We start from the raw sequence: 23,594 nt of genomic DNA, 5'->3' as shown, positions 1-23,594 counted from the left end.
CTAAGAAAGCGAAGAAGGCGAAGAAGGCGACGAAGAAGAAGGCCAAGAAGGCAGCGAAGAAGAAGTAGCGAGGCTTCTTATTCTTTGCCCGGGTGGAGCACGCTCCGCCCGGGCGTCGGGTGGGAGTTCTGAGTTGGAAGATGGCGGGCGCAAGGCCCGCTTTTTTATTGGCTGGAGAAGCTATCGCTCCGCGAACGCCAGCTTGGCGCCGAGCGCGGCGAAGCCGGCGGCAAAACTCCGGCGCAGCCAGGCCATGACACGCGGGCGGGAGATGACGCGCTCGCGCACCGATGCCGCACAGAGGCCGTAGACCACGAACACCGCAAACGTCATCGCCATGAAGGCGCCGCTCAACTCCAGCATTCGCGCCAGCACATGGGCTTCGTCCGCGGCGATGAACTGCGGCAGGAAAGCCAGGAAGAAGATCGACAGTTTTGGATTGAGGATGTTGATCAGGAAGCCGGTCACGATCACCCGACCGACCGAACGCTCGCGGATCTCGCCGTCGACTGCCAGCGCCCCGGTCTCGCGCAGCGCCTGCCAGGACATGTAGAGCAGATAGGCGACACCGCACCATTTCAGCGCGGCGAAGGCGAGCGCGCTGGTGTGGAGCACGGCGGCGAGCCCCAGCATCGCGGCCGTCATGTGCGGCACGATTCCGAGGGTGCAGCCGAAGGCAGCGGCGATGCTCGCGCGCGAGCCGCGGGTCAGCGCGGCCGCCAGCGTGTAGAGCACGCCGGTGCCGGGCGAGGCGACGACGATCAGCGAGGTGAGCAGGAAGGACAAGGTCATGGACCGACCTTATCACCGCGCCGCGGACCACGAAAGCCGGCCTGCCGGATCGACCCTCAGGACAGCTGCGCGATCTCGGCCTCGCGGAGCACGTCGAGCGGCGCCCATGGCTTGGCCCAGAACTTCGCGCCGTTCGGCAAGGCCTGCATCAAGGGCCGGCCGGAGGTGACGACGACGTCGAGCTTCGGGTTGCGGTCCTTGGCGACATGCGCGAGCTCGACGCCGTTCATGCGGCCGGCAAGCTGAACGTCGGTCATCATCAGGCAGAGCGCGCCGGCGCTCTTCTCCAGCACAAGCTCGGCCGCCTCGGCGCTCTCGCATTGAATGACGTCGTAGCCGCTTTCTTCGAGAAGAAGACTGAGCATCTCCCTCTGCATGAGGTCGTCTTCCACGATCAGTGCGGTGGCTCGAAACGGCTTTGCTTGTCCCATCGGCGGCTCCCAATGCTGCCTGTCTTCATCAAGTAACGTAGGTTAAGGTGGGAACCGCCATGCGGTTCGGTTCCAATATGAAAAAATGTAAATCATAGTTCCGCTCAAGTGGCTCGACTGGGGGATCATCTTGACTGCAATCCGCGGCGCCGCCGCTATCACCGGAGCGGCAAGCGGCATCGGCCGCGCACTGGCGATCGAACTTGCACGGCGCGGCTGCGATCTCGCGCTCGCCGATCGCGACGAGCCCGGGCTGAAGACGCTCGCGGCCGAGATCGGCGCCGCAAGCAAGCTCAGCCTGCATCGCGTCGATGTCAGCGAGCCCGACGACATCGCGCAATTCGCGCGTGAGGCGGCCACCGCGCATCCCGCACTTGGCATCGTCGTCAACAATGCCGGCGTTGCACTGATGGGATCGTTCGAGGAGATCGACCAGGCGCAGATGGACTGGCTGTTCGACATCAATTTCTGGGGCGTGGTGCACGGCACGCGCGCCTTCCTGCCGCATCTGAGGACGAGGCCAGAGGCGCACATCGTCAATTTGTCCTCGATCTTCGGCATCATCGCCCCGCCGGGGCAGTCGGCCTATGCCGCGGCGAAATTCGCGGTGCGCGGCTTTTCCGAGAGCGTGCGGCACGAACTGGCCATGGCGGGCAGCCCTGTCAGGCTGTCGGTCGTGCATCCTGGCGGCGTCGCCACCGCCATCGCCCGCAACTCGCGCACCGGGGTCGGCGTCACCGACAACGCACGCCGGTCGCAATCGATCGAGCGGTTCGAGAACGCGGCAAGGACCACGCCACGGGACGCCGCGCTGCGCATCATCACGGGCATCGAGAGAAACGAGCCGCGCATCCTGATCGGCAACGACGCCCGCTTCATGGATCTCCTGCAGCGCTTCCGCCCGGCAACGTACTGGGCGCCGTTGCAGCGCAAGCTGGAGAGGATGGCGAAGGGGACGGAGTGAGGGGCGCCGTCGAATTAAACCGTCGTCCTGGCGAGCGTTCACGGACCTCTCCGTTGTCATTCCCCGCGAAGGCGGGGAATCCAGTACGCCGTAGCCTCTCCGTATTCTCGCGCGGTCTCTGGAATACTGGATCGCCCGCCTTCGCGGGCGATGACACCAAGTATGTGCGCGAGTGCTCCGTCTCTTTGGCTCCCCTCACTGCCCCGCCAGCCGATCGGCAAAATACCCGATCGTCTTGCGATAGATCACCGCCCTGTTCCATTCGCGCATGGCCTCGAAATTGGCGGTGCCTTCGCTGTAGGGCTGGCCCATCTTGAAGCCGCTGGTGTGGAGCAGGTTCGCGGTCGAGGCGAGCACGTCGGGGACGCTGTGGCGGAGATCGACGTGGCCGTCGCCGTCGAAATCGACGCCGTACTTGATGTAGGAGGAGGGCAGGAACTGGGTCTGGCCGATCTCGCCGGCATAGGCGCCGATCAGGTCGCGCAGCGGCAGGTCACCGCGCTGCACGATCTTCAGCGCCGCGAGCAGCTCGCCCTGGAATAGCTCGGTGCGGCGGCAGTCATGCGCGAGCGTCGCCAGCGTGCGGACCACCGGCAGCTTGCCGATGTCGCCCTTGCCGAAATCGCTCTCCAGCCCCCAGATCGCGACCAGGATATAGCGGGGCACGCCGAACTGCTGCTCGATGCGTGACAGCAGCGCGGCGTGGCGCTGCAACAGCGCCTTGCCGCCATTGATGCGGCCGGGGCCGACCCGGGTCGAGACATACTGCTCGAAGCTCTTGTTGAAGGTGTAGCGCTGGCGCCGGTCGAAGGCGAGCACCGCGCCGTCCTGCTGCACACCACTGAGTGCCGCGCTGGTCACGCCCGCCGAGACGCCGGCTGCTTGCGCTTCCGCGGTCATGCTCGCGACAAAGCTATTGAAGTCGCCGCCGCAGCGCGCGGCCTGCGCCGATCCGCCGGCCAGACAGGTGATGACGGCGATGGCCAGGGCGTATTTCGACATTGGGAAAAATCCTACAGGGAATGAGTGGGGAAGCGGCGCGCGATCATGCCCGGGAACCGGATTCGCGTCAAAGCGGCAAATCCTCGCCAGAACCGATCGCATCCTGCTCGACGAATGAAGTCCGATGTCGCGACTCCTGCATATCTGAGATGCGCTCGCTGCGACTTCGCAGCGCCAACGATTTGCCTTGCCATGGCATGGCGCCGGTTCTAATATTCTATTCTAGGTTGTCGCCCCGCCAGCCCCGGGCGACGCTGAAGACCAAAATAAACGGCGGGCTTCGCGGCCCGCCGTTTGTTGAGGCAAGGGTGAGGCAAGAATCTCCTAAGGAGCGCATCGGGTTTTACGAAGCGTTGGACTCTTCCGCCCGACATCGAGGCGCCTCGTAAATGGGTTCGTCGATCGATCGCGCAGCTGGTTCTGCCGCTGCAGGGTCCGCGCCCAGCCACCGGAAACCTGCCAAAGTCATTTGACTATGGCCCCCTGATCGACGAAAAGCCGGCCATGGCCAAAAAACCCGGAACCAATCCCAAGGGCGAATTCGCCTTTTTCAACGTCTTCTATGAAGACGGCTCACAACGCTCCAACCGGCGCGTGCCCGCCGAATTGCTCGGCGGCCTCGACGGCGACGAGCCGGCCCGCGCCTATATCATGGAGCAGGACCGCGAGATCGCCGAAAAATCCGGCCGCCCGGCGCTTGAGATCAAGAACCTCGAGCGGGTCGGCGCGAAGAAGAAATAGGTCGACCCAGGCAGGCGCTCACCAGCGCCCGCTCCGCCTGTTCCAGGCAAACAGCAGATCGGCAAACCGATCATAGAAGAACCGGGTGAACGGCAGCGCCACGCGATTGCCGAACAACCCCGCAAGCCACCCCTCCCCCAGGGTCAGCGTCCACAGCGCAATCGCGACATCCGCACCGACGATGAGTTGGCCGGTCTCGTCGGTCGCATGCAAGCGACGTCTGATGCCGTCGAGCGTGGCGCCAAAGTGCCCCAGCGCATCGGGCTGCTCGTTGATATCCCTGAATTCGATCGTGCCCGCGCGCACCAGCGCCAACAGCTTGTTGCGCTGCCAGTCGATGCCGGCATCGCAGACAGGGCAACGGGTGTTGTACCAGACGGTGAGGTGAGCCGGCATCATCGAAGCATAGATGTCGATCTGTGCGACGTCGAGGCTAGAGCCATCCACCCGGAATTCCAGAATCGATGCGCCTCTCTCGTCGGATGTATATTCGATTGGAAAAGCATGAGCCTCTTTGGGCTGAACGCTGTCGAACTAGGCATGAACGAAAACGGCGGGCTTTCGCCCGCCGTTCTTGTTTCAACAGCCAAGTGGCGGCGTTTGAACTAGTTATCCAGGAACGACCGCAGCTTCCGCGACCTTGACGGGTGCTTCAGCTTGCGCAGCGCCTTCGCTTCGATCTGACGAATACGCTCTCTCGTCACCGAGAACTGCTGGCCGACTTCTTCCAGCGTATGGTCGGTGTTCATGCCGATGCCGAAGCGCATGCGCAGCACGCGCTCTTCGCGCGGGGTGAGCGAGGCCAGCACGCGCGTGGTGGTTTCGCGCAGGTTCGACTGGATCGCGGCGTCGATCGGCAGGATCGCGTTCTTGTCCTCGATGAAATCGCCGAGGTGTGAATCCTCTTCGTCACCGACGGGCGTCTCCAGCGACAACGGCTCCTTGGCGATCTTGAGGACTTTTCGCACTTTCTCCAGCGGCATGCCGAGCTTTTCGGCCAATTCCTCAGGAGTGGGCTCGCGGCCGATCTCGTTGAGCATCTGCCGCGAGGTGCGCACGATCTTGTTGATCGTCTCGATCATGTGCACGGGGATGCGGATGGTGCGCGCCTGGTCGGCGATCGAGCGGGTGATCGCCTGCCGGATCCACCACGTGGCGTAGGTCGAGAACTTGTAGCCGCGGCGATACTCGAACTTGTCGACCGCCTTCATCAGACCGATGTTGCCTTCCTGGATCAGGTCGAGGAACTGCAGGCCGCGGTTGGTGTATTTCTTGGCGATCGAGATCACGAGACGGAGGTTGGCTTCCACCATCTCCTTCTTGGCCTGGCGGGCTTCGCGCTCGCCCTTCTGCACCGAGTGCACGATCTTGCGGAACTCGATGATCTCCAAGCCGGTCAGCGCCGCGAGCTGATGCACCTCGTGGCGGAGGTCCTTGATGCGGTCCTTCTCGTGATGGACGAAGTTCTTCCAGCCCTTGGCCGACAGCTTCGAGACACGGTTGAGCCAGCGCGGATCGAGCTCCGAGCCGGTGTAGTTGCGCAGGAAGTCTTCGCGCGCGACGCCGTGGCTGTCGGCAAGGCGCATCAGGCGGCCCTCATGGGAGACGAGGCGCTTGTTGATGTCGTAGAGCTGCTCGACCAGTGAGTCGATACGCGCCTGGTTCAGGCGCAGCGACTTCACCTCGACGATGATCTCGTCCTTGAGCTTGCGGTATTTGCGCTCCTGGTGCGGCGAGAGCGAGGGGCCGTGCGAGGTGCTCTCGAGCTGGTTCTGGATGTCCTGCTCTTGCAGCTTGCGCAGCTTCTTGTAGCTGTCGGCGATCTTGTCGAAGATCTCGACGACCTTCGGCTTGAGCTCGGCCTCGATCGCCGCAAGCGACATCTGGTTCTCGAACTCGTCGTCCTCGTCCATGTCGGCTTCGGCGGCGGACTCCGCGGGATCCTTCGCGGCGTCGCCGGCATTGCCGGGCGCAGGCGCGGCGCGGAACGGGGTCGGCGCCGGCGGTGCGGCGGGCGGCGCGACATGCGCCGGCGCGGCGCCGGTGGCCTGGCCGCCTTCGGCCGACGCTTCACCGGTCTCGCCGTTCGGACCGGCGATCATCGCATTGTTCATGCCGGCCTTGGCGTCGGGCCCAGCATAGGTGGCTTCGAGATCGATGATGTCACGAAGGAAGATTTTTCCTTCGTTGAGCTCGTCGCGCCAGATGATGATGGCCTGGAAGGTCAGCGGGCTTTCGCACAGACCTGCGATCATCGCCTCGCGGCCGGCCTCGATGCGCTTCGCAATCGCGATTTCGCCTTCGCGCGACAGCAGCTCGACGGTGCCCATCTCGCGCAGATACATGCGCACGGGATCATCGGTGCGCTCGCCCGGCTCGCTCTTCTTGACCTCGGTGACGGCCTTCTGGGTGACTTCGACCAGTTCGTTGTCGGTCTCGTCCTCGCCGCTCTCGTCCTTGTCCTCCTCGCCTTCGCTATCGTCGGCTTCGGTGACGTTGATGCCCATGTCCGAGAGCATGGACATGATGTCCTCGATCTGCTCGGGAGAGGTCTGGTCGGACGGCAAAACTTCGTTGAGCTGATCGAAGGTCACGAAGCCGCGCTTCTTGGCCTGCTTGATCATCTTCTTCACGGCCGCGTCGGACAGATCGAGCAACGGCGAGGGCGCGTCCTGGGAGTCCTTCTCCGGCGCGTCCGCTGCCTTGTCGTCTTTTTCCTTGTCCTTCGCCTGCAGCGTCTTTGCCTTGGTGGCCATCCATTGCTCCTAAACGCGTTTCACACAGACGTTCGCCGCGCCCGCGTGAAATCACTTGAACCTGTTGCTCGATGCTCTCGCTTCGTCAGATCTCGACACGGAAAGGGCGGCGCGGACCTCTTGTCGCCACCCCCGACCTTTCACTCGCCGGATTTGCCTAACGCTTCGTAGAGCCTCTTTGTCGCAGCGGATGCAGGTGTAGTGCCAACAGCAATTGCGCGGATTCATTCCTGACGCGTCTGTTCTGCCTGCGGCCGCCTGGTGGCCAAAGTGCTACAAGACCGTTAAGCCTCGATTAACCCTGTTTTTGCCGCCAAACCTCGGATTTGGCGAGTCTTTTAGCGGTTCCGGTCCCGGCCGTCCGCATGATTCTTTCATCACACGCTCTTCTGGAACCGGCCCGACAGCTCGCCAAAACCCTCGATCAGGGCCTCGGTGCCGTCGACTTCGCCTATCCGAGCCTTGACGTCGCGCAGCCACGCCATGTTGGCCTCGCTGGGATCTTCCCCCAAGGCCAGCTCGGCGTCTTTCAGCTCTCTAAGTAGTGAATGGTACTGCCGATGCAAGGCGACCAGCTGATGCCAGGTGGAGAGAACGTCGTCCCGTGCGGCGCCCTCGCGGGCGCCCCACACCGCCGCGGTCGTGATGCCGCCCTCAACCCTTTGAAGGGCCTGATAAAATCCACCCTTCTCGAGGTCGCTGCGCATCTTCTCGGCGAGCTCGCCGGGGTCCGGCGAATGGTGATGGTCGTTGGCGAAGGCGGCGATGATGCCGGCCCGGAGCTTATGGACCTCGGGATGGGCCAGCTCCAGGGCCGCGACTTCCTCGAGATGATCGTGGAGGAGCCAGGGGTGGTTGATCAGGATTTGCAGGATCAGGGCCTCCCGGCGGGAGATGGCGCTGCGTTGGCCGCGCATGATCGGGCTTGCCGCCAGCTGCGCGCTCGCCGCCTGATAGGGCCCGGAGGGCAGCTGGATCGGGCCGGGCGGGCCGCGGCGGCCACCAAATCCCTGACCGCCGAATCGATTCGCGCCTCCCCCACCGCGCGGCTGGAACTGGCGACCGCCGGGCCCGGGGCGGAAATTGCCACGGCCGGCGCCGAAGCCGCCGCGCCCGCCTTCGGGGGCAAAGGCACGCTGGAGCCGCTCGGCAAGATCCTGCCGATAATAGCGCCGCACCACCTCGTCGCGGATGCCGTTGGAGAGCTCCTTGATGCGCGCCTCTAGCGCGGCGCGGCGCTCGGGCGTGGCGAAATTGCCGCCTTCGAGCTCGCGCGACCAGATCATCTCGGCGAGCGGACGCGCCGCCGCGATCACCTCCTCGATCGCGCCACGACCGCCGGAGCGCACGAGATCGTCGGGGTCCTGCCCTTCCGGCAGCAGGGCGAAGCGCAGACTCTTGCCGGGCGCGAGGAAGGGTAAGGCGAGATCCGCGGCACGATAAGCGGCTTTCTGGCCGGCGCGGTCGCCGTCGAAGCAGAGGATCGGCTCGTCCGCCATTTTCCAGAGCAGCGCGAGCTGGTTTTCAGTGAGCGCGGTGCCGAGCGGCGCCACGCTGCCGGCAAAGCCCGCGGTGACCATGGCGATGACGTCGACATAGCCTTCGACCACGATGAGGGGGCTGCCGTCATGGGTGGCTTTGCGCGCGGTCTGGTGGTTGTACAGATTGTCGCCCTTGTGGAAGAGCGGCGTCTCCGGCGAGTTCAGGTACTTGGCCGGAACGTCCTTCTCCAGCGCGCGCCCGCCGAAGGCGATGACGCGGCCGCGCAGATCCGTGATCGGAAACATCACGCGATCGCGGAAGCGATCATAGGGCACCGGGATGTCGTTGCCGGCCACCAGCATGCCGGTTTCGACCATGTCGTCGACGGAGACGCCGAGCTTGCCGAGATGCTCTTTCAGCGCAAAGCGATCAGGTGGCGCATAGCCCAGCCGAAACTGCAATTGCGTCGCCGGCGAGATCGCGCGGTCGGCGAGATAGCCGCGCGCCTTGGCGCCGACGCGAGAGGCCAGCGTCTCGGCAAAGAACTTGGCGGCGAGATCCATGACGTCATGCAGCGAGCGGCGCCGCTGCTCCTGACGCGCCGCATCCGGTGTCACCGCTGGCAGCGGTAGGCCCGCCATATTGGCGAGCCGCTCCACGGCCTCCGCGAACGGCAGGCCGTCGGTCTCCATCATGAAGCTGATGATGTCGCCGTGCTTGCCGGAGGAGAAGTCGTGGTAAAAGCCCTTCTGGTCGTTGACGTAGAAGGACGGCGTCTTTTCCTGCTGGAACGGCGACAGCCCCTTCCACTCTCGCCCCGCCTTCTTCAGTTTGACGCGCTTGCCCACGACTTCGGAGACCGAAAGCCGGGCCCGAAGCTCGTCGAGGAATTGGGGCGTGAAGCGCATCAGGTTGATTTCTGGGGTGAGTCGGGCGTTTTGCCAACGAATAGGCATATAAGGATGCCCCCGGGAAATACGATGCACTTGGGGCTTCTCCCGGCTATTCACAGGTCGAAGATTCGACGGAAAGCTTGAACCCGCCCCGGTTCCACGCTTCCATGGGGGCCATGTTCAGGACCTTCCGAGGCGGCCAGAGCGGGGGTTGGCGCATCACCTCGATTTCGCCGGTGACGGGCGAGCCCCTCGCCTTCATGCCAACGCTGTCGGTCACCGACAGCGAGGCCATCGCGTTGCCGCTGGTGCCCTCGCGCAATGCCTGGCGCCTGGTCGGTGTCGCGAGCAGCTTGCGCTACACCGAGCGCCCGGAGAAGCAGCAGCTCACTGCCGTGCAGGCCGGCCTCGGCCGGCTGGAAGCAACCAGTGCGGCGCTGATCCCGATCCGCAAGTCGCAGGCCTGGTGGGATCTGACCCAGGAAGAGCGCCGCAGGATCTTCGAGGACAAGTCGCATCACATCGCGAACAGCCTGCGCTTCCTGCCTGCGATTGCGCGGCAGCTCTATCATTGCCGCGACCTCGGCGGGCCCTTCGACTTCCTGACCTGGTTCGAATTCGCGCCTGCGCACGCCTCGCTGTTCGAGGAGCTGGTCGCGATGCTCAGGCGAACCGAGGAGTGGAGTTATGTCGAGCGCGAGGTCGACGTGCGCGCAGTGAAGGAAGTGCTGTCGGGCTAGAGCCCAAGAAAGCGGCCGGATTCGATGCGCGGCAGATCGGTGACGGGCCAGTTGTAGATGTAAGTCCAGGCCGGTGCCGTCACCCCGTCTGCACCTGTCACGTCGACCAGCTGGCGCAGATATTCGGTCGGCTCCGGAAAGCCCTCGCCGCAGGCCTCGTACATGTCGAGCTCGCGCAAGAGTTCGTCGGGCACGCGCAGGTGAAAGAGTTCGCCGTGGACGCGGTCGGACGGCACATCAGAGAGCAGCAGCCCCGGATAATGCTTCACCAGAACGAGCCGGCCGCGGCAGGTCGCTTCCCCCAGAAAATCCGCGTGGCCCGCAAGCAGCCGCGCCATCGGATGGTCGAAGCCGCGCATCAGCGTGCCGTAGACGAAGAGACGATTGGAGGTCATGGCCTTCTATAACCATCAATCGGCAGCGTGCAAATCGCAGCGGATCTACAAAACCTCCGCCTCGAGTGTCTCGCCGCTGCATTGCTCGTCCGACACCACCCTGATGGTCACGTCCATGGCGTCGAACGCGCCGGCAGGGCCGATATAGACGCCGTGCAGCGGGATTGCCTGGCGCGGATCGCGGGCGACCGCGACGCGGATGAGGTCGCGGGTGCCGACGATGCCGTTGGTCGGATCGAACTCGATCCAGCCCGCGCTGGGCAGGTAGACCTGGACCCAGGCATGCGTCGAACCGCCGCCGACATGGCGCTGCTCAATATCCTCCGGCAGGAAGATGTAGCCGGAGACGAATCGTGCGGCGATGCCGAGATGACGCAGCGCCTCGATCATGAACAGCGCGTAGTCGCGGCAGGTTCCGCTACCGGACTGCAAGGTGTCGAGCGGATGCTGCGTGCCCAGCTCGTGGCGCTTGCGGTACTTGAACCGCTCGCGGATACCGTGGGTCATGCCGCTCAGGATCTTGAAGGTCGGCGTCGGCGCGTCCTCGTCGAGAAAGCCGCGCGCCCATTCCGCGATCTCGCCATCGGGATCGGTATATTGCGGCGTGATGTAGTGGACGAGGTCGGGAAACTCCTCATCGTCATACGCGAAAGGATAGAAATAGGCCGAGTCGTCCGGCGTCAGCGCGAACTCCTCGACCGGATTGTGCTCGACGGTGACGTGCCAGTCGAAGATCAGCGCGTCCGCGCGCTCGTCGAAATTCGCGATCGCGACGGAATTGCCGAACACGTCGTGGATCCAGTGCAGCGACATCGGCTCGGGCGATATCTCGAGCCTGGAGTCGAGCACGCGCAGATCATGCCCGTCGCGCGGCCGCAGCATGATCCTGTGTTCGCCGAACGCCACGGGGCGGGTGTAGCGATATTCGGTCTTGTGATGAATCGTCAGCAACGGCATCGTCAGGCAATCATGGTGATGTCGGGCGGACCAATCTATAGCAATCCCGCCCGATTCTTCGGGGTGACTGCTGTTTCATTAGGCAATCAGGATGGCTTTAGACACAATCGGGGCGACCAATCAACTCCTCAGCGAGGGTGACGTCCCCCCGGTGCACGAGGTGAATGCGCAAGGGACATCGCCTTTTTTGCTCACCTCGGACCACTACGGACGGGTCCTGCCGGCTGCGCTTGGCGATCTTGGCGTCGCCGAGAACGAGCTGACGCGGCATATCGCCTGGGACATCGGCATTGGGGGTGTCGCCGACCGGCTGGCAGAGATGCTGGGCGCACATCTGATCGCCCAGCGCTATTCGCGGCTGGTGATCGACTGCAACCGCCCGCCCGCCGCCGTGAGCTCGATTCCCCTGATTTCCGAAGCAACCGCGATCCCGCGCAACGAGGGAATTTCGGAGCAGGAGCGCAAAGCGCGCCGCCGCGAGATTTTCGAGCCCTATCACCGCCGTATCGATGCCGCGATCGACCGCCGCGTGCACGACAAGCGGCCGACGGTGCTGGTGTCGCTGCACAGCTTCACCCCCGTTTACGCCGGCGTCGCGCGTCCCTGGCACATCGGCGCGCTCTACAATCGCGACACCGTGCTGCCGCAGCTGCTGCTCAGGCATCTCCGCAGCGAGGGCGATCTCGTCGTGGGCGACAACGAGCCCTATGCGGTGAACGACCTCACCGACTACACCATCCCCGTGCACGGCGAAGCTCGCGGCCTCGTCAATACCGGCATCGAGATCCGCCAGGATCTGATCGCCGACCAGTCTGGCCAGCAACAATGGGCCGAGCGGCTGGCGCGGATTTTTGCAGAGATCGAGGTTGAGCTGCGGGCGGAAAGGCTGGTCGATTAGCCCGACGGCGGTTATTTCGCCCTGGTCAGCGCCAGCCAGATGCCGCCGCCGATCATGAAGCCGCCGGAGATACGCGACATCATGCGGGTGCGGCGAGCCGAGAAGAACTTCCGGGCCCGCCCCGCGGCGATGGCGTAGAGCGCGTCCGTCATCACCGCAGTGACCATGAAGGTGGCCCCCAGCAGTGCGACCTGCGGGAAGTGGTCGCGGTTCATGTCCATGAACTGCGGGATGAAGGCACCGAAGAACACCAGCACTTTCGGGTTCGACAGCAGCACCAGGAAACCTTGCAGGAAGAATCCGCCGCGCGGCGGCGCCGGCGGCTCATCCACATTGACGCCCTCGACCGGCGCCCAGATCAGCTTGATGCCGAGCCAGACCAGATAGGCGGCGCCGGCAAAGCGCACCCAGTCGAACCAATACCCCATGGTCGCCATCAGCGAGGTCAGTCCGACCGCGACGATGCCGATGACGATGGCGAGGCCGGCCTGCGCACCGGCCACATTGGTCAGCGCCGCGCGCGTGCCGTGGCGCAGCCCGTTGGCGATGACGAGGGTGACGATCGGCCCCGGCAACAGCGCGAGCGCGATGCAGGCGGCAAGGAAGGCGAGATAGGCTTGCAGAGACATCATGGGGAGGACTCGCTGGGAGCGGTTTGGGGCATTAATGCATGACACTCAATGTCCGTCCAGCGCCGCAGCCCCCACGTCTTCATCTCCGGTGCTGCAGGAACACGAGCCGCGCGCGATGCATCACCGTCTTGACAAGCAACCATTTGGTTGCCTATTATCGCCGCCATGGATGAGGTCTTCAAAGCGCTCGCCGATGCGTCACGACGGTCGCTGCTCGACAGACTTCACGCCAGGAACGGCCAGACGCTGAACGAACTCTGCGAAGGCCTCGCGATGACGCGCCAGGCCGTGACCAAGCACCTTGCCATTCTGGAAGAGGCCAATCTGGTCACGACCATCAGGCACGGCCGCGAGAAGCTGCACTATCTCAATCCGGTTCCGATCCATCAGATCGGCGAACGCTGGATCAAGAAATTCGAGCGCGGCAAGCTCGCCGCACTCGGCGAGTTGAAACGCCAGTTGGAGAAGCGCGATGAGTAAGCCGCAATTCGTCTATGTCACCTACATCGAGACAACACCAACGAGGCTGTGGGAGGCGCTGACATCGAGCGAGTTCACCAAGCAATACTGGTTCGGCGCCGAGGTCAGGTCCGACTGGAAAATCGGCTCCCCTTTCGCGCTGCTGCTGGACGGCGAGACCACCGATTCCGGCGAGATCCTCGAAGCCGATCCGCCGCGGCGGCTGTCTTACAGCTTCAAGCACCAAAAATACGAGGAGCTGCGCGGTGAGCCGATCTCGCGGGTGGTCTTTACCATTGAACCGTTCGGCTCGCTCGTGCGTTTGACGGTGCTGCATGACGGCTTCGTCGAAGGCGGCAGATATTTCGGCGCCGTTTCCAACGGGTGGCCGGCGATCCTGTCCGGGCTCAAGAGCCTGCTGGAAAGCGGCAAGGTGCTGGCCATTCCGCACGCAGCCCTCAACAAGGGATTCGATGCAAAATGAACCTCGATCAGTTCAAACCGCTCACCGTCTACACGATTTACATCGCCGCGACGCCGGACCAGGTGTGGGAGGCGCTGACCTCCGCCGAGTTCAGCCGCAAATACTTTTCCGGCTTTGCGGTCGAGATGGAGCCAAGACTCGGAGGCAAATTCGTCGTGCGCGCGCCTGATGGCTCGGAACACATTTCGGGCGATGTGTTCGAATACGCTCCGCCGAACAAGCTGACGGTGACGTGGAACGTCAACTGGCCCGACCTCGTCGCGAAGCTCGGCACGACGCTTGTCACTTACGCGATTGAACAAGCCGGCGAGGCCGTCCGCCTCACCATGAGCGAACGCCACGACCGCCCGCTCAGCGACGACATCCTTTCCGGCGGCCGCACCGGCTGGCCCGCAATCCTGTCGGGGCTGAAGAGCCTGCTGGAAACGGGCAAGGCGCCGCAGATCAAGATGGCGCCGCCGGCGCAGATGCTGGAAGCGTTGAAGGCGATGGGTATCAAGACGCCGTAGCGGGCGAACTCCGTGTCGTCATCGCTTCTTCTTCACCGGAGGCGGATTGATTTCGTCGATCTTGCGACTGCAATCCGCTTCCGAGTCGTGCGGGCCCGAGACAAAGGTCCCGCTGACCTTGATCGCGTACCAGCCCGACTCGACGCCGAGCCGGAGCGCTTCTTCTGTCTTGACGTGCCGTGGCGAGAGAGCTTGCATCGGTTGAGTTTGCATCGGGTGCTTTCGGTTGGCGTTCGATCTCATGATCGATCGCGGTGAAACCTTCAGGTGTCCGCGGCACGCGCCTGCCGCGTCCAACTCACCGCTGGAGTGGGCAATATGCGCGACGACCGCTGTTACGACGTCGCTACGAGTCGGCTCCGCCGGTGCGAGGGAATGAGGCGCTTCACGTCGCGCGAATAGTCGTGGCGCTGCATAGGCGCAGAAACGACAGATCTTTCGACATTCCCGCACCGTGCGCGCAATCGCCGCAATTAGCTATCATTTTCTCGCCCGTGCCGCACTTTTGAGGCGCCAATTGCCGCCCGCGACCGAATAAGCCGTCAAAGCCTTGTGATCGGCCGCTTCGTAGCCATGTTACGAGCTTAGCCAAGGGAAAATCGTATGAAGCTCCGCGTCGGGTTTGAGATGCTGTACGAATTCCCGCAGCCCACGCCTATGATCATGGTGCTGGGCACGCACTTCACCCGCGCCTCCGATGTCATCGTGCCCGACCTGCTGACCACCAGACCGTCGGTGCCGATCACTCCCTATCGCGACCTCTTCGGCAATTGGTGCAGCCGCATCGTGGCGCCGGCTGGCGCCTTTCGCCTTGCCGGCGACGGCGTCGTGAGCGACAGCGGCCTGCCCGATCCAGTGTTCCCGAACGCGGCTCAGCACGCCGTCGAGGCGCTGCCGACCGACACGCTCGTCTATCTGCTCGGCAGTCGCTACTGCGAGACCGATCGCCTGTCGGATATCGCATGGAAGTTGTTCGAGCACACGCCGCCCGGCTGGGCGCGGGTCCAGGCCATCTGCGATTTCGTTCATCGTCACATCGCCTTCGGCTATGAGCACGCGCGCGCGACCAAGACGGCGCGGGAAGCCTACGACGAAGGCAAGGGCGTGTGCCGCGACTATGCTCATCTTGCCATCGCGTTCTGCCGCTGCATGAACATCCCGGCGCGTTACTGCACCGGTTATCTCAGCGACATCGGCACGCCGAAGCCCTGGGCCGTGGGAGATTTCGCCGGCTGGTTTGAGGCTTATCTCGGCGGAAGCTGGCACATGTTCGATCCGCGCAACAACACGCCGCGGATCGGCCGCGTGTTGATCGCACAAGGACGCGATGCCGCGGACGTCCCGATCACCCAGACCTTCGGTCCGAATACCCTTGTCAATTTCAAGGTATGGACCGACGAGGCTGCCTGATGACAGACAGCAGCGTTGCACTCAGCGCCGATGAATTTGCGTCCTTGGCCGAGATCGGCAAGGGCAAGGCGCAAGGCGAAATCCCGCAAGCGCACGGCGAGCGCCTGACCAACCTCGGTTATGCAATCAGGCGCCTCGGCGAACTCGAACTGACCTCATCCGGCGAACGCCGGCTGGCAACTAGCGAATAGCTCGCTGCCGTTGCGTCCGGCTTCCTGCTACGCCACCGGCACCACGATCCGCCGATAAAGATGCCAGGTCGCGTGCCCGAGCACGGGCAGCGTCACCACCAGCCCCAGAAAATACGGCAGCCCCGAGACGATCAGGACCATCACGATCACCGCGGCCCAGCCAATCATCGGCAGCGGGCTGGCCACGACCGCGCGCACGCTCGTCACCATCGCCGTGACGAAATCGACCTCACGGTCGAGCAGCAGCGGAAACGACACCACGGTCAGCGAAAACAGGATCAGCGACAGCACCGCGCCGACCGCGTTGCCGATGCCGAGGAACAGCAGGCCCTCGTTCGTAGTCAGCACCACCGTCATGAACTCCTGTAGGCTCGAGAACGAGGCATGCAGGCCAAGCAGCAGCGCGATCAGAAGCCGCACCTGATACATCCAGACCACGAACACGAACAGCGTGACGAAGGCCATCCAGCCGATCTCGCTACGCGCGCGCACGGCCGACCAGATCGCGCCGAGCGAGACGGGCTCGCCGCGCTCGCGACGGCGGCTGACTTCATAGAGCCCGATCGCCACGAATGGCCCGAGCAGCGCGAAGCCGGCGGCCAGCGGATAGACCAGATAGACCATGCCGAACGCAGTGAAGCACAGCATGATGGCGATGCCGCCGGCGGCGTAGAGCGTACCGAAGCAGAGGCCGTAAAGCGGCAGCGCCTGGAAATCCCGCAGGCCTTCGACCAGCGCCTCGGCGATATCGGTCGCCGCGACAGGACGCACCACCGGATCGACCTTGCCCGAAATGGACATCAGCTTCCTCCTCGTTCGCCGGCGCGATCTCCGTCGCACGCGGATTGACTCGATCTTAGCGTCCCCGCGGCAGGTGCGCACGCGCGAGTTGTTGGCTGGACGACAGTATCCCGAAGCCGCCGGCGCAGACCCGGGAAAACCACCGCGCCGACGGCGCGCGTCCTTCGGGAAGCTCATCCGTCCTGCCCGCGGCTCGAAATCTTTCCCCATCGGGGACTTTTTCGACCCGATGCCTATGGACTGAGCGGCGGGTGGTGCCGCAAATTGGGTCTTTGAACGAGCGCGCGATGACCCGAATGGACCGTCCGACCGATGAGCTTGCGTACCCGGCTACTGATACTCGTCATCGCGGCCATGCTGGTGCCGGCGAGCCTCGTCGGGCTGCGTTTCGTGCAGAACCGGAGCAGTGAAGTCAACGCCGCCCTGGCCAATCTGGCGGCCTCGGCCGACGACATTGCGAGCGATCTGGGTGGGAAGATTCAGGGCACCGCTCAGCTTCACTATGGTCTGGCCCGCGCGCGCGACCTCGACACGCGCGACAAGGCGGCGTGCTCGGCGTTTCTGTCGGACGTGCGCGAGGAATATCCTCAGTTCACGGGAATCCTGACCATCGATCCGGACGGCAGCCTGTTCTGCGACTCGCTACGGACCAACCGCACCCTCGATCTGAGGGATCGCGCCTATTTCAAGCAGGCCCTGGTCTCGCGCAACGTCGTGGTTGAGCCGGTATTCGGCCGGCTGACCGGAATATCGGTGCTCCAGATCGCATATCCGGTGCGATCGGAGGCGGGCGCGCTGAAGCTGGTGCTGCTTGCCTCGTTCAACCTGCGCAAATTCGCCGAGTATCACCACAAGCGGCTGCTCGCCGAGAAGGATATTCTGCTCATTGACGGCAAGGGCACCGTTCTCGTCGCTCCCTCGGGAGCCGGCTGGACCGCGCCCGTGGGCGCGTCGATCGCGGGATCCGACCTGCTCGGCTTCGCGACGGCTCCCGATCAAAAGGCATTTCAGGAAGTGACCGATCGCGACGGCCGCACGCAGGTCTGGGCCGTCGCCCACTCACCTTCGATCCGTGATGCCGGCCTCTACATCCTGGTCGGACGGTCCAAGGACGGATTGGTCGCGGCGGCGAATCGCCGGCTCTATGAGGATATGGCGATCCTCGCGGTGGCCTTGCTGCTGCTGCTGGCCGGCGTATGGATCCTCGCGACCGTGAGCGTCGGGCGCCAGGTCGGGCGGCTCGCCAACATGGCGAAGAGACTCGGGCTCGGCGATCTCAGCGCGCGAATTCCTCCTCCCCATCCGCGCGGCGAGCTGGGCGGACTGATGACTCTGCTCAACGGCACCGCCGAGTCGCTTGAGCAGCAACGGGCGGCCATCGCGGACCTCAACCAGAAGCTCAGCCAATCCCAGAAGATGGAGGCCATGGGCCAGCTCACCGGCGGTGTGGCGCATGACTTCAACAATCTCCTCACCGTCATTCTCGGCAATTCGGAGCACCTTGCCGACAGGCTGGCGGGGAACAAGGAGTTGCACCGGATCGCCGGCGACATCGCGACAGCTGCCGAACGCGGCTCCGACCTGACGCGGAGCCTGCTCGCCTTCGCGCGCAAGCAGCCCCTGAGGCCGCGAGACATCGACATCGGCGAAAAGATTAAGGAGGTGGAGCACTTGTTGCGCCGCCCCTTGGGCGAGCACATCGAATGCACCTTCGCGCTCGCACCGGACCTGTGGTTGATCAGCGTCGATCCCGGCCAGCTCACGACTGCGCTGCTCAATCTCGTGCTCAACGCGCGCGATGTCATGCAGTTGGGCGGCAGGCTGACCATCGAGGCGCGCAACGTCTCGCTCGGTGAATCCGACTTGGACATCAATGGCGAACCGCGACCAGGCGACTATGTCATGGTGGCCGTGATCGACACCGGCAGCGGCATGACCGCCGAGGTGGCGAGCCGGGCGTTCGAGCCGTTTTTCACCACCAAGGAGGTCGGCAAGGGAACCGGGCTCGGCCTGAGCATGGTCTACGGTTTTGTGCGGCAGTCCGGCGGGCTGGTGCAGATGCAGTCCGCACCGAGACAAGGCAGCACCGTCAGGCTGTTCTTTCCCCGCCTGGCAACACCGCCAAACGAGGACGCCTCACCCGCCGAAGGGATCGTCACGCGCGAAGGAAGCGAGACCATTCTCGTCGTCGAAGACAACAACATGGTTCGGACTTATGTCGAAAGCGAGCTGAAGACGCTCGGCTATCGCGTCATCACGGCCGCGAGCGGCCCGGCGGCGCTCGACTTGTTGCGCCAGTCCGGGGATATCGACCTGCTGTTCACCGACGTCGTGATGCCCGGCGGCATGTTCGGGCCGGAGCTTGCCCGGCAAGCAATCCAGCTGCGACCCGGGCTCAAGGTGCTCTTCACCTCCGGCTACAGCCAAAATCCGGTCTCGGCGCCCGACGCAATCGGCGATGCCCGCATCCTGACCAAGCCGTTCCGGCGGCGAGACCTCGCCGCCATGCTGCGATCTGCGCTGTCGACGCCGTCGCGGTAGTCAGGAGCGCGACGCGAGGAGAAGCGCCGCACCCAGATTGGCCACGAACAAGGCCGCGTCGATGACGAAGATCCTGAGCATCGGGCCTTTCAACACGGGCCAATAAGCGACCCCGACGCGTCCTCCGCGCAGCAGGACCGGAAGGTTGTAGGCGAACTGGCTGAAATGGCAGGCGGCAAAGAACAGGAACAGCACCAGCTGCGCTTCGACCGGCTGGAAGAAGACCGGACGGGCTGCCAGAAAGTAGAGCGACAGAAGGCCGATTGGCAGATTGATGCCGCCAAGGAATGCCACGCTGGCCGACAATGTCGGCGCGATCGGATTGGTGCGCTCTTCCCGCGGCAGGAGAATCTTCAGTGTATTGGCTTGCGCAATGCTGAACTGGATGAAGGCGCCGCCGAACCAGAGCGCGTTGAGGAGCAGCACGATATCCGAAAGACGCATGGCGGAGCCCTCCCACGGCTCGTTGGCCAGGAAAGTGGCAAAGCCCACTCCTCATGTCAACCATATTGACTTCAGGAATCGTCAGTTGGTGTCGGCGATCGCCTCCATCACGCCCATCCACGCAGCCGCACCTGTCGCTCCGACGCGATCGAACGCCTCGCGCAGCACCTTGCGCTCGTGGTCCGATGCGCGCTGCTCGATGCGCTGCCCCGCGGCCGTCAGGCGCAGCAGCTTCGAGCGATGCTGCTCGGGCGAGCGTTTTGAGGTCAGGAGCTTGCGCTCAAGCAACAAATTGAGCGGCCGGTTCAGGGCCTGCTTGGAAATGCCGAGGATCTCGATCAGCGAGCCGATCGCGATATCGGGCCGGCGCGCCACCACGTAGAGGATGCGATGGTGCGGGCGCGACAGTCCTTGCTTGGCGAGATATGCGTCGGCTTCGAGTGTCATCCCGCGCCAGCCGTAATACATGAGCTCCAGCGCCGCATCGAGTTCGCTCAGCTTCGCAAGTGAAGCGCGGTGAAGCCCCGCGGCTTGAGACGTCTTTGCCATTGCAGGAAGCTAACCCCTCGTCCGCAGCTCGCGCCGCAGCACCTTTCCGGTGGCGGTCATTGGAAGTGTCTCCGCGAACTCCACGAACCGTGGGTATTCGTGGGCGGCGAGTTGCACCTTGACGAACTCCTGGATCTCGCGCGCGAGTGCGTCGCTGGCGGCAAAGCCCGGGCGCAGCACGATCCAGGCCTTGATCGATTCAGTGCGGATCGGATCGGGAATGCCGACCACCGCCGCCATCGCCACCGCCGGGTGCTTCATCAGCGTGTGCTCGATCTCGGACGGGCCGACACGATAGCCGGCGGTGGTGATGACGTCGTCCTCGCGGCTGACGTACCAGAAGTAACCGTCCTCGTCCTGCACCCCGAGATCGCCGGTGAGCAGGAACTCGCCGGCATATTTCTTCGACGTTGCCTCCGGATTGCGCCAGTATTCGAGCATCGTGCAAGGACAGGGTTGGCGCACCCCGATGATGCCGCGCTGGCCACGTGGCTGCTCCTCGCCTCTGTCATTGACGATGCGGACGTCGAAACCCGGCGTCGCCTTGCCCATCGAACCGGGGCGGATCGGAAACAGATTCGCGTTGCTGCCGATCACGAGATTGCATTCGGTCTGGCCAAACACCTCGTGCGCGTCGACGCCGAAGGTCTCGCGCACCCAGCCGAGCAGCTCGCCGCCGAGGGACTCGCCGCCGGTAAAGATGCTGCGCAGCTTGACGCCGGAATGCGTCACGCCGGCCTGCCGCATCAGCTTCAGCGCGGTCGGCGGCAGGAACACATTACGCACGCCGAGATCGGCCATCATCTGCATCGCCGCTTGCGGCTCGAACTTTCGCGCGCGGTGACCGACCAGGGGAATGCCGTGGTACCAGAACGCGAACAGGCCGTTGATGAGGCCGCCGATCCAGGCCCAGTCCGCCGGCGTCCACATCAGATCGCCGGGGCGCGGCAGGAAGTTGTGGCACATCTCGACATTGGGGAGATGTCCGAGCACGACGCGGTGGGCGTGCAGCGCGCCCTTCGGATTGCCCGTCGTGCCCGAGGTGTAGATGATCAGCGCGGGATCGTCAGCAGACGTGTCCACCAGCCTGAAGTCGGGCGATGCAGCCTTGACCGAATTCCAGAACGATGTCGTACCCGCCGGCGTTCGTTCGCCAACGATGTAGACCTTCTTCAGCTCCGGCAGACGGTCGCGAATCTTCGAAAGCTTCTCCCAGCCACCCTCGTCGGTGACGATCGCCCTGGCTTGCGAGTTCGACAGGCGGAATTCCAGCGCGTCTTCGCCGAACAATGCGAACAGCGGAATGGAGATCATCGCCGATCGGAACGCCGCCATGTGCGCGATCGGCAGCTCCAGCGACTGCGACAGGAACACCGCGACGCGGTCGCCGCGGGCAAGACCATCTGCCTTCAGCACATTGGCGAAGCGGCGCGACATCCCCGCGACTTCGTCAAAGGATGTGCGCGTGGTGGCGCCGTTCTCGTCGAGATAGACCAGCGCCAGCCGGCCGGTGCCGTCGGCGTGGCGATCGCAGCAGGCCTCCGCCAGGTTGAAGCGCGCCGGGATCTCCCAGCGGAAATTGCTGTAGAGTTCGTCATAGGTGCTGGCTTCGGTGAGCATGGCTGCGGGCGTTTCCACGGTCTCGGCGTCATGGCCGGGCTTGTCCCGGCCATCCACGTTCTTGTTTGGCCTGAGTTTAAGGGCGTGGATGCCCGGGACAAGCCCCGGGCATGACGGAGAACGCGTCTCAGCGCACCGTCCGGAAGAATTTTCTAACGTCGCCGACATAGAGCTCCGGCTGCTCGAATGCGGCGAAATGGCCGCCCTTCTCCATCTCGCTCCAATGCGTGATGTTGTGGAAGCTCGGCTCCATCCAGCGCCGCACCGGCGTGATGATCTCCCTGGGAAAGACAGCCACGCCCGTCGGCACCTTGACGACCGGCGTGGTCCGGCGCTTGCCGAAGCTTTCCCAATAGAGCCGCGCCGACGAGGTCGCCGTCTCCGTCGCCCAGTAGAGCATGACGTTGTCGAGCAGCTCGTCCTTGGTGAAGATGTTCTCGGGATGACCGTTGCAATCGGTCCAGGCCCAGAATTTTTCCAGAATCCAAGCCGCCTGCCCGCTCGGCGAATCCGTCAAGCCATAGCCGAGTGTCTGCGGCCGCGTCGATTGCTGCTTCGAATAGCCGGAGTCGAGGTCGACATAATGCTTGAGGCCGGCGAGCGCGCGCTTGTCTTCCGGCGTCGGTTCGCCCTCGACTTTCGGCGCGGCGTTGAAGGCGAGCGTGACGTGGATGCCGGCGCAATGCTCGCCGTCCTGCATGCCAAGCGAGGTCGTCACCGCCGAGCCCCAGTCGCCGCCCTGCGCGCCATAACGCGCGTAGCCGAGCCGGTCCATCAGCTTGGCCCAGGTCGCGGCGATACGATCGACGCCCCAGCCGGTGGTGTTCGGCTTGCCGGAGAACCCAAAGCCCGGCAGCGACGGACAGACGACGTGGAAAGCATCGGCGGGATTGCCGCCATGCGCGACAGGATCGACCAGCGGCGCGATCACCTTCTGGAATTCGACGATCGAGCCGGGCCAGCCATGGGTGATGATCAGCGGCAGTGCCGACGGCTCCTTCGAGCGCACATACAGGAAGTGGATGTCGAGCCCGTCGATCTCGGTGGTGAACTGCTCGAAGCAGTTGAGTTTTGCTTCGCGCGCGCGCCAGTCGTAGCCATCAGCCCAATAGGTGCAGATTTCCTGGATCCATGCCAGCGGCGCGCCCTGGCTCCAATCATCGACCAGCTCCGCCTCCGGCCAGCGCGTGCGGGCGAGGCGCGACTTGAGGTCGGTGAGGACGTCGTCGCTGATGGCGATGCGGAACGGCTTGATGGCGGTCATGGGAGAGGCCCTGCTCATCGGAGGTTCTCGTCATGGCCGGGCTCGTCCCGGCCATCCACGTTCTTTCTCTCCATTTTGAAGAACGTGGATGCCCGGCACAAGGCCGGGCATGACCAGGATGATAGTCTGTCAGCTCCTGGCAAACCTTCGGCGCGGCCGCTTAGCCCGTCAGAGCAGCCTTCACCAAACCAGAGGCCTTGCCGAAATCCATCTGGCCGGCGTACTTCGTCTTCAACACGGCGATCACCTTGCCCATGTCCCTCATGCCGGCGGCGCCGGTCTCGGCGATCGCGTCCGAGATCGCCTTCTTGACGTCGTCGTCCGACATCTGCTTCGGCAAGTACGCCGAGATCACCGCGATCTCGTCGCGCTCCTGCGCGGCGAGTTCGGCGCGGCCGCCCTTCTCGTAGAGCTCGACCGATTCCTGGCGCTGCTTGATCATCTTCTGAAACACGCCGAGCAGGTCCGCGTCCGAGAGCGGCGGCTTGCCGTTGCCGCGCGCCTCGATGTCGGCGTTCTTGATGGTCGAGTTGACCATGCGCAGCGTGGACAGCTTGCGCTCTTCCTTGGCCTTCATGGCCTCCTTGACCGCATTGTTGATGTCGTCGCGCAGCATGATCGTGATCCCCTAGAATATCC

Annotated in this window: 26 protein-coding genes; 10 read left to right on the top strand and 16 right to left on the bottom strand. The window is 64.1% G+C overall.

Going from position 1 to position 23,594, the window contains the following annotated elements; all coding sequences use genetic code 11:
• Positions 1-180 precede the first annotated feature (180 nt).
• Both IVB13_RS14620 and IVB13_RS14615 read right to left on the bottom strand, forming a co-directional pair.
• Positions 181-792, bottom strand: a complete 612-nt coding sequence (locus tag IVB13_RS14620) for a LysE family translocator (RefSeq protein WP_007596605.1) — start codon at positions 790-792, stop codon at positions 181-183.
• 56 nt (positions 793-848) lie between these two features.
• On the bottom strand, positions 849-1,223 hold the full coding sequence (locus IVB13_RS14615) for a response regulator (protein WP_018453620.1): 375 nt from the start codon (positions 1,221-1,223) through the stop codon (positions 849-851).
• A 130-nt stretch (positions 1,224-1,353) separates the two neighbouring features.
• Here IVB13_RS14615 and IVB13_RS14610 point away from each other — a divergent pair, with 130 nt between their 5' ends.
• Positions 1,354-2,187 carry an SDR family oxidoreductase gene (locus tag IVB13_RS14610; RefSeq protein WP_247489335.1) on the top strand — a complete coding sequence of 278 codons (834 nt, stop codon included), beginning with the start codon at positions 1,354-1,356 and terminating at the stop codon, positions 2,185-2,187.
• Positions 2,188-2,382: 195 nt separating this feature from the next.
• Here the strand turns inward: IVB13_RS14610 and IVB13_RS14605 are convergent, their stop codons facing one another.
• On the bottom strand, positions 2,383-3,189 hold the full coding sequence (locus IVB13_RS14605; RefSeq protein WP_247489333.1) for a lytic murein transglycosylase: 807 nt from the start codon (positions 3,187-3,189) through the stop codon (positions 2,383-2,385).
• Positions 3,190-3,693: 504 nt separating this feature from the next.
• Here IVB13_RS14605 and IVB13_RS14600 point away from each other — a divergent pair.
• Positions 3,694-3,930 (top strand): hypothetical protein, encoded by a 237-nt coding sequence (locus IVB13_RS14600; protein ID WP_007614643.1) that lies wholly within the window; start codon positions 3,694-3,696, stop codon positions 3,928-3,930.
• A gap of 18 nt (positions 3,931-3,948) precedes the next feature.
• On the opposite strand, the gene IVB13_RS14595 is transcribed toward IVB13_RS14600, so the two are convergent.
• From IVB13_RS14595 to dnaG, 3 genes are all read right to left on the bottom strand, one after another.
• Positions 3,949-4,326, bottom strand: coding sequence for a DCC1-like thiol-disulfide oxidoreductase family protein (locus tag IVB13_RS14595; protein ID WP_247489416.1), 378 nt, complete (start codon positions 4,324-4,326; stop codon positions 3,949-3,951).
• A gap of 209 nt (positions 4,327-4,535) precedes the next feature.
• Positions 4,536-6,686, bottom strand: coding sequence for an RNA polymerase sigma factor RpoD (rpoD, locus tag IVB13_RS14590; protein ID WP_247489331.1), 2,151 nt, complete (start codon positions 6,684-6,686; stop codon positions 4,536-4,538).
• Between the two features lie 377 nt (positions 6,687-7,063).
• On the bottom strand, positions 7,064-9,076 hold the full coding sequence (gene dnaG / locus IVB13_RS14585) for a DNA primase (RefSeq protein WP_247489329.1): 2,013 nt from the start codon (positions 9,074-9,076) through the stop codon (positions 7,064-7,066).
• A gap of 161 nt (positions 9,077-9,237) precedes the next feature.
• On the opposite strand from dnaG, the gene IVB13_RS14580 reads away from it, so the two are divergent.
• Positions 9,238-9,801, top strand: a complete 564-nt coding sequence (locus tag IVB13_RS14580) for a chlorite dismutase family protein (RefSeq protein WP_085360595.1) — start codon at positions 9,238-9,240, stop codon at positions 9,799-9,801.
• Here the strand turns inward: IVB13_RS14580 and IVB13_RS14575 are convergent.
• Together IVB13_RS14575 and IVB13_RS14570 are read right to left on the bottom strand one after the other, a co-directional pair.
• The gene (locus IVB13_RS14575) at positions 9,798-10,196 is read right to left on the bottom strand and encodes a gamma-glutamylcyclotransferase family protein (protein ID WP_018453612.1); all 399 of its coding nucleotides are present in this window, start codon (positions 10,194-10,196) and stop codon (positions 9,798-9,800) included. The two genes, IVB13_RS14580 and IVB13_RS14575, sit on opposite strands and share 4 nt — an antisense overlap.
• A 45-nt stretch (positions 10,197-10,241) precedes the next feature.
• Positions 10,242-11,153, bottom strand: coding sequence for a transglutaminase family protein (locus tag IVB13_RS14570; protein ID WP_018453611.1), 912 nt, complete (start codon positions 11,151-11,153; stop codon positions 10,242-10,244).
• A gap of 91 nt (positions 11,154-11,244) precedes the next feature.
• Between IVB13_RS14570 and IVB13_RS14565 the strand changes: the two genes are divergently transcribed.
• Positions 11,245-12,051: an N-formylglutamate amidohydrolase gene (locus IVB13_RS14565; protein ID WP_247489327.1), complete on the top strand. Its 807-nt coding sequence runs from the start codon at positions 11,245-11,247 to the stop codon at positions 12,049-12,051.
• Positions 12,052-12,062: 11 nt separating this feature from the next.
• Here the strand turns inward: IVB13_RS14565 and IVB13_RS14560 are convergent, their stop codons facing one another.
• Positions 12,063-12,683: a LysE family translocator gene (locus tag IVB13_RS14560; RefSeq protein WP_085384410.1), complete on the bottom strand. Its 621-nt coding sequence runs from the start codon at positions 12,681-12,683 to the stop codon at positions 12,063-12,065.
• Positions 12,684-12,848: 165 nt separating this feature from the next.
• On the opposite strand from IVB13_RS14560, the gene IVB13_RS14555 reads away from it, so the two are divergent.
• Genes IVB13_RS14555 through IVB13_RS14545 form a run of 3 tightly spaced genes read left to right on the top strand, consistent with a single transcriptional unit; the run spans position 12,849 to position 14,135 of the window.
• The gene (locus tag IVB13_RS14555) at positions 12,849-13,163 is read left to right on the top strand and encodes a metalloregulator ArsR/SmtB family transcription factor (protein ID WP_007614659.1); all 315 of its coding nucleotides are present in this window, start codon (positions 12,849-12,851) and stop codon (positions 13,161-13,163) included.
• Entirely contained in the window at positions 13,156-13,626 is a 471-nt protein-coding gene (locus IVB13_RS14550) for an SRPBCC family protein (protein ID WP_247489325.1), read from the top strand. The genes IVB13_RS14555 and IVB13_RS14550 overlap by 8 nt, the downstream gene beginning before the upstream one ends.
• On the top strand, positions 13,623-14,135 hold the full coding sequence (locus IVB13_RS14545; protein ID WP_085360525.1) for an SRPBCC family protein: 513 nt from the start codon (positions 13,623-13,625) through the stop codon (positions 14,133-14,135). The genes IVB13_RS14550 and IVB13_RS14545 overlap by 4 nt, the downstream gene beginning before the upstream one ends.
• An 18-nt stretch (positions 14,136-14,153) precedes the next feature.
• On the opposite strand, the gene IVB13_RS14540 is transcribed toward IVB13_RS14545, so the two are convergent.
• Positions 14,154-14,378 carry a hypothetical protein gene (locus IVB13_RS14540; RefSeq protein WP_007614662.1) on the bottom strand — a complete coding sequence of 75 codons (225 nt, stop codon included), beginning with the start codon at positions 14,376-14,378 and terminating at the stop codon, positions 14,154-14,156.
• Between the two features lie 360 nt (positions 14,379-14,738).
• Here IVB13_RS14540 and IVB13_RS14535 point away from each other — a divergent pair, with 360 nt between their 5' ends.
• Positions 14,739-15,545, top strand: a complete 807-nt coding sequence (locus IVB13_RS14535) for a transglutaminase family protein (RefSeq protein ID WP_085349611.1) — start codon at positions 14,739-14,741, stop codon at positions 15,543-15,545.
• Positions 15,545-15,736, top strand: coding sequence for a hypothetical protein (locus IVB13_RS14530; protein WP_085349612.1), 192 nt, complete (start codon positions 15,545-15,547; stop codon positions 15,734-15,736). The genes IVB13_RS14535 and IVB13_RS14530 overlap by 1 nt, the downstream gene beginning before the upstream one ends.
• A 27-nt stretch (positions 15,737-15,763) precedes the next feature.
• On the opposite strand, the gene IVB13_RS14525 is transcribed toward IVB13_RS14530, so the two are convergent.
• Positions 15,764-16,537 carry a DUF2189 domain-containing protein gene (locus tag IVB13_RS14525; RefSeq protein ID WP_247489323.1) on the bottom strand — a complete coding sequence of 258 codons (774 nt, stop codon included), beginning with the start codon at positions 16,535-16,537 and terminating at the stop codon, positions 15,764-15,766.
• 312 nt (positions 16,538-16,849) lie between these two features.
• Here IVB13_RS14525 and IVB13_RS14520 point away from each other — a divergent pair, with 312 nt between their 5' ends.
• Complete coding sequence (locus IVB13_RS14520) at positions 16,850-19,078, top strand: ATP-binding protein (protein ID WP_247489321.1); 2,229 nt, start codon at positions 16,850-16,852, stop codon at positions 19,076-19,078.
• On the opposite strand, the gene IVB13_RS14515 is transcribed toward IVB13_RS14520, so the two are convergent.
• From IVB13_RS14515 to IVB13_RS14495, 5 genes are all read right to left on the bottom strand, one after another.
• Positions 19,079-19,522, bottom strand: a complete 444-nt coding sequence (locus tag IVB13_RS14515) for a hypothetical protein (RefSeq protein ID WP_085360599.1) — start codon at positions 19,520-19,522, stop codon at positions 19,079-19,081.
• 81 nt (positions 19,523-19,603) lie between these two features.
• Positions 19,604-20,071, bottom strand: a complete 468-nt coding sequence (locus IVB13_RS14510; protein ID WP_018453600.1) for a MarR family transcriptional regulator — start codon at positions 20,069-20,071, stop codon at positions 19,604-19,606.
• Positions 20,072-20,080: 9 nt separating this feature from the next.
• On the bottom strand, positions 20,081-21,691 hold the full coding sequence (locus IVB13_RS14505; RefSeq protein WP_247489414.1) for an acyl-CoA synthetase: 1,611 nt from the start codon (positions 21,689-21,691) through the stop codon (positions 20,081-20,083).
• Between the two features lie 127 nt (positions 21,692-21,818).
• Positions 21,819-22,955 (bottom strand): epoxide hydrolase family protein, encoded by a 1,137-nt coding sequence (locus IVB13_RS14500; RefSeq protein ID WP_247489412.1) that lies wholly within the window; start codon positions 22,953-22,955, stop codon positions 21,819-21,821.
• 160 nt (positions 22,956-23,115) lie between these two features.
• Positions 23,116-23,571, bottom strand: a complete 456-nt coding sequence (locus tag IVB13_RS14495) for a GatB/YqeY domain-containing protein (RefSeq protein ID WP_247489319.1) — start codon at positions 23,569-23,571, stop codon at positions 23,116-23,118.
• Positions 23,572-23,594 lie beyond the last annotated feature (23 nt).

It is taken from the genome of Bradyrhizobium sp. 17 (assembly GCF_023073515.1).
Classification (GTDB): Bacteria; Pseudomonadota; Alphaproteobacteria; order Rhizobiales; family Xanthobacteraceae; genus Bradyrhizobium; species Bradyrhizobium canariense_D.
This window is presented reverse-complemented; position numbering and strand designations above follow the sequence as displayed.

Coding starts and splice junctions, on each gene's coding strand:
- IVB13_RS14555 (WP_007614659.1), top strand. CDS start 12,849: ATGGATGAGGTCTTCAAAGCGCTCGCCGATGCGTCACGACGGTCGCTG.
- IVB13_RS14545 (WP_085360525.1), top strand. CDS start 13,623: ATGAACCTCGATCAGTTCAAACCGCTCACCGTCTACACGATTTACATC.
- IVB13_RS14505 (WP_247489414.1), bottom strand. CDS start 21,691: ATGCTCACCGAAGCCAGCACCTATGACGAACTCTACAGCAATTTCCGC.
- IVB13_RS14540 (WP_007614662.1), bottom strand. CDS start 14,378: ATGAGATCGAACGCCAACCGAAAGCACCCGATGCAAACTCAACCGATG.
- IVB13_RS14570 (WP_018453611.1), bottom strand. CDS start 11,153: ATGCCGTTGCTGACGATTCATCACAAGACCGAATATCGCTACACCCGC.
- IVB13_RS14520 (WP_247489321.1), top strand. CDS start 16,850: ATGAGCTTGCGTACCCGGCTACTGATACTCGTCATCGCGGCCATGCTG.
- IVB13_RS14525 (WP_247489323.1), bottom strand. CDS start 16,537: ATGTCCATTTCGGGCAAGGTCGATCCGGTGGTGCGTCCTGTCGCGGCG.
- IVB13_RS14615 (WP_018453620.1), bottom strand. CDS start 1,223: ATGGGACAAGCAAAGCCGTTTCGAGCCACCGCACTGATCGTGGAAGAC.
- IVB13_RS14600 (WP_007614643.1), top strand. CDS start 3,694: ATGGCCAAAAAACCCGGAACCAATCCCAAGGGCGAATTCGCCTTTTTC.
- IVB13_RS14575 (WP_018453612.1), bottom strand. CDS start 10,196: ATGACCTCCAATCGTCTCTTCGTCTACGGCACGCTGATGCGCGGCTTC.
- IVB13_RS14595 (WP_247489416.1), bottom strand. CDS start 4,326: ATGCCGGCTCACCTCACCGTCTGGTACAACACCCGTTGCCCTGTCTGC.
- IVB13_RS14530 (WP_085349612.1), top strand. CDS start 15,545: ATGACAGACAGCAGCGTTGCACTCAGCGCCGATGAATTTGCGTCCTTG.
- IVB13_RS14550 (WP_247489325.1), top strand. CDS start 13,156: ATGAGTAAGCCGCAATTCGTCTATGTCACCTACATCGAGACAACACCA.
- dnaG (WP_247489329.1), bottom strand. CDS start 9,076: ATGCGCTTCACGCCCCAATTCCTCGACGAGCTTCGGGCCCGGCTTTCG.
- IVB13_RS14605 (WP_247489333.1), bottom strand. CDS start 3,189: ATGTCGAAATACGCCCTGGCCATCGCCGTCATCACCTGTCTGGCCGGC.
- IVB13_RS14580 (WP_085360595.1), top strand. CDS start 9,238: ATGTTCAGGACCTTCCGAGGCGGCCAGAGCGGGGGTTGGCGCATCACC.
- rpoD (WP_247489331.1), bottom strand. CDS start 6,686: ATGGCCACCAAGGCAAAGACGCTGCAGGCGAAGGACAAGGAAAAAGAC.
- IVB13_RS14565 (WP_247489327.1), top strand. CDS start 11,245: ATGGCTTTAGACACAATCGGGGCGACCAATCAACTCCTCAGCGAGGGT.
- IVB13_RS14620 (WP_007596605.1), bottom strand. CDS start 792: ATGACCTTGTCCTTCCTGCTCACCTCGCTGATCGTCGTCGCCTCGCCC.
- IVB13_RS14535 (WP_085349611.1), top strand. CDS start 14,739: ATGAAGCTCCGCGTCGGGTTTGAGATGCTGTACGAATTCCCGCAGCCC.
- IVB13_RS14560 (WP_085384410.1), bottom strand. CDS start 12,683: ATGATGTCTCTGCAAGCCTATCTCGCCTTCCTTGCCGCCTGCATCGCG.
- IVB13_RS14495 (WP_247489319.1), bottom strand. CDS start 23,571: ATGCTGCGCGACGACATCAACAATGCGGTCAAGGAGGCCATGAAGGCC.
- IVB13_RS14510 (WP_018453600.1), bottom strand. CDS start 20,071: ATGGCAAAGACGTCTCAAGCCGCGGGGCTTCACCGCGCTTCACTTGCG.
- IVB13_RS14500 (WP_247489412.1), bottom strand. CDS start 22,955: ATGACCGCCATCAAGCCGTTCCGCATCGCCATCAGCGACGACGTCCTC.
- IVB13_RS14515 (WP_085360599.1), bottom strand. CDS start 19,522: ATGCGTCTTTCGGATATCGTGCTGCTCCTCAACGCGCTCTGGTTCGGC.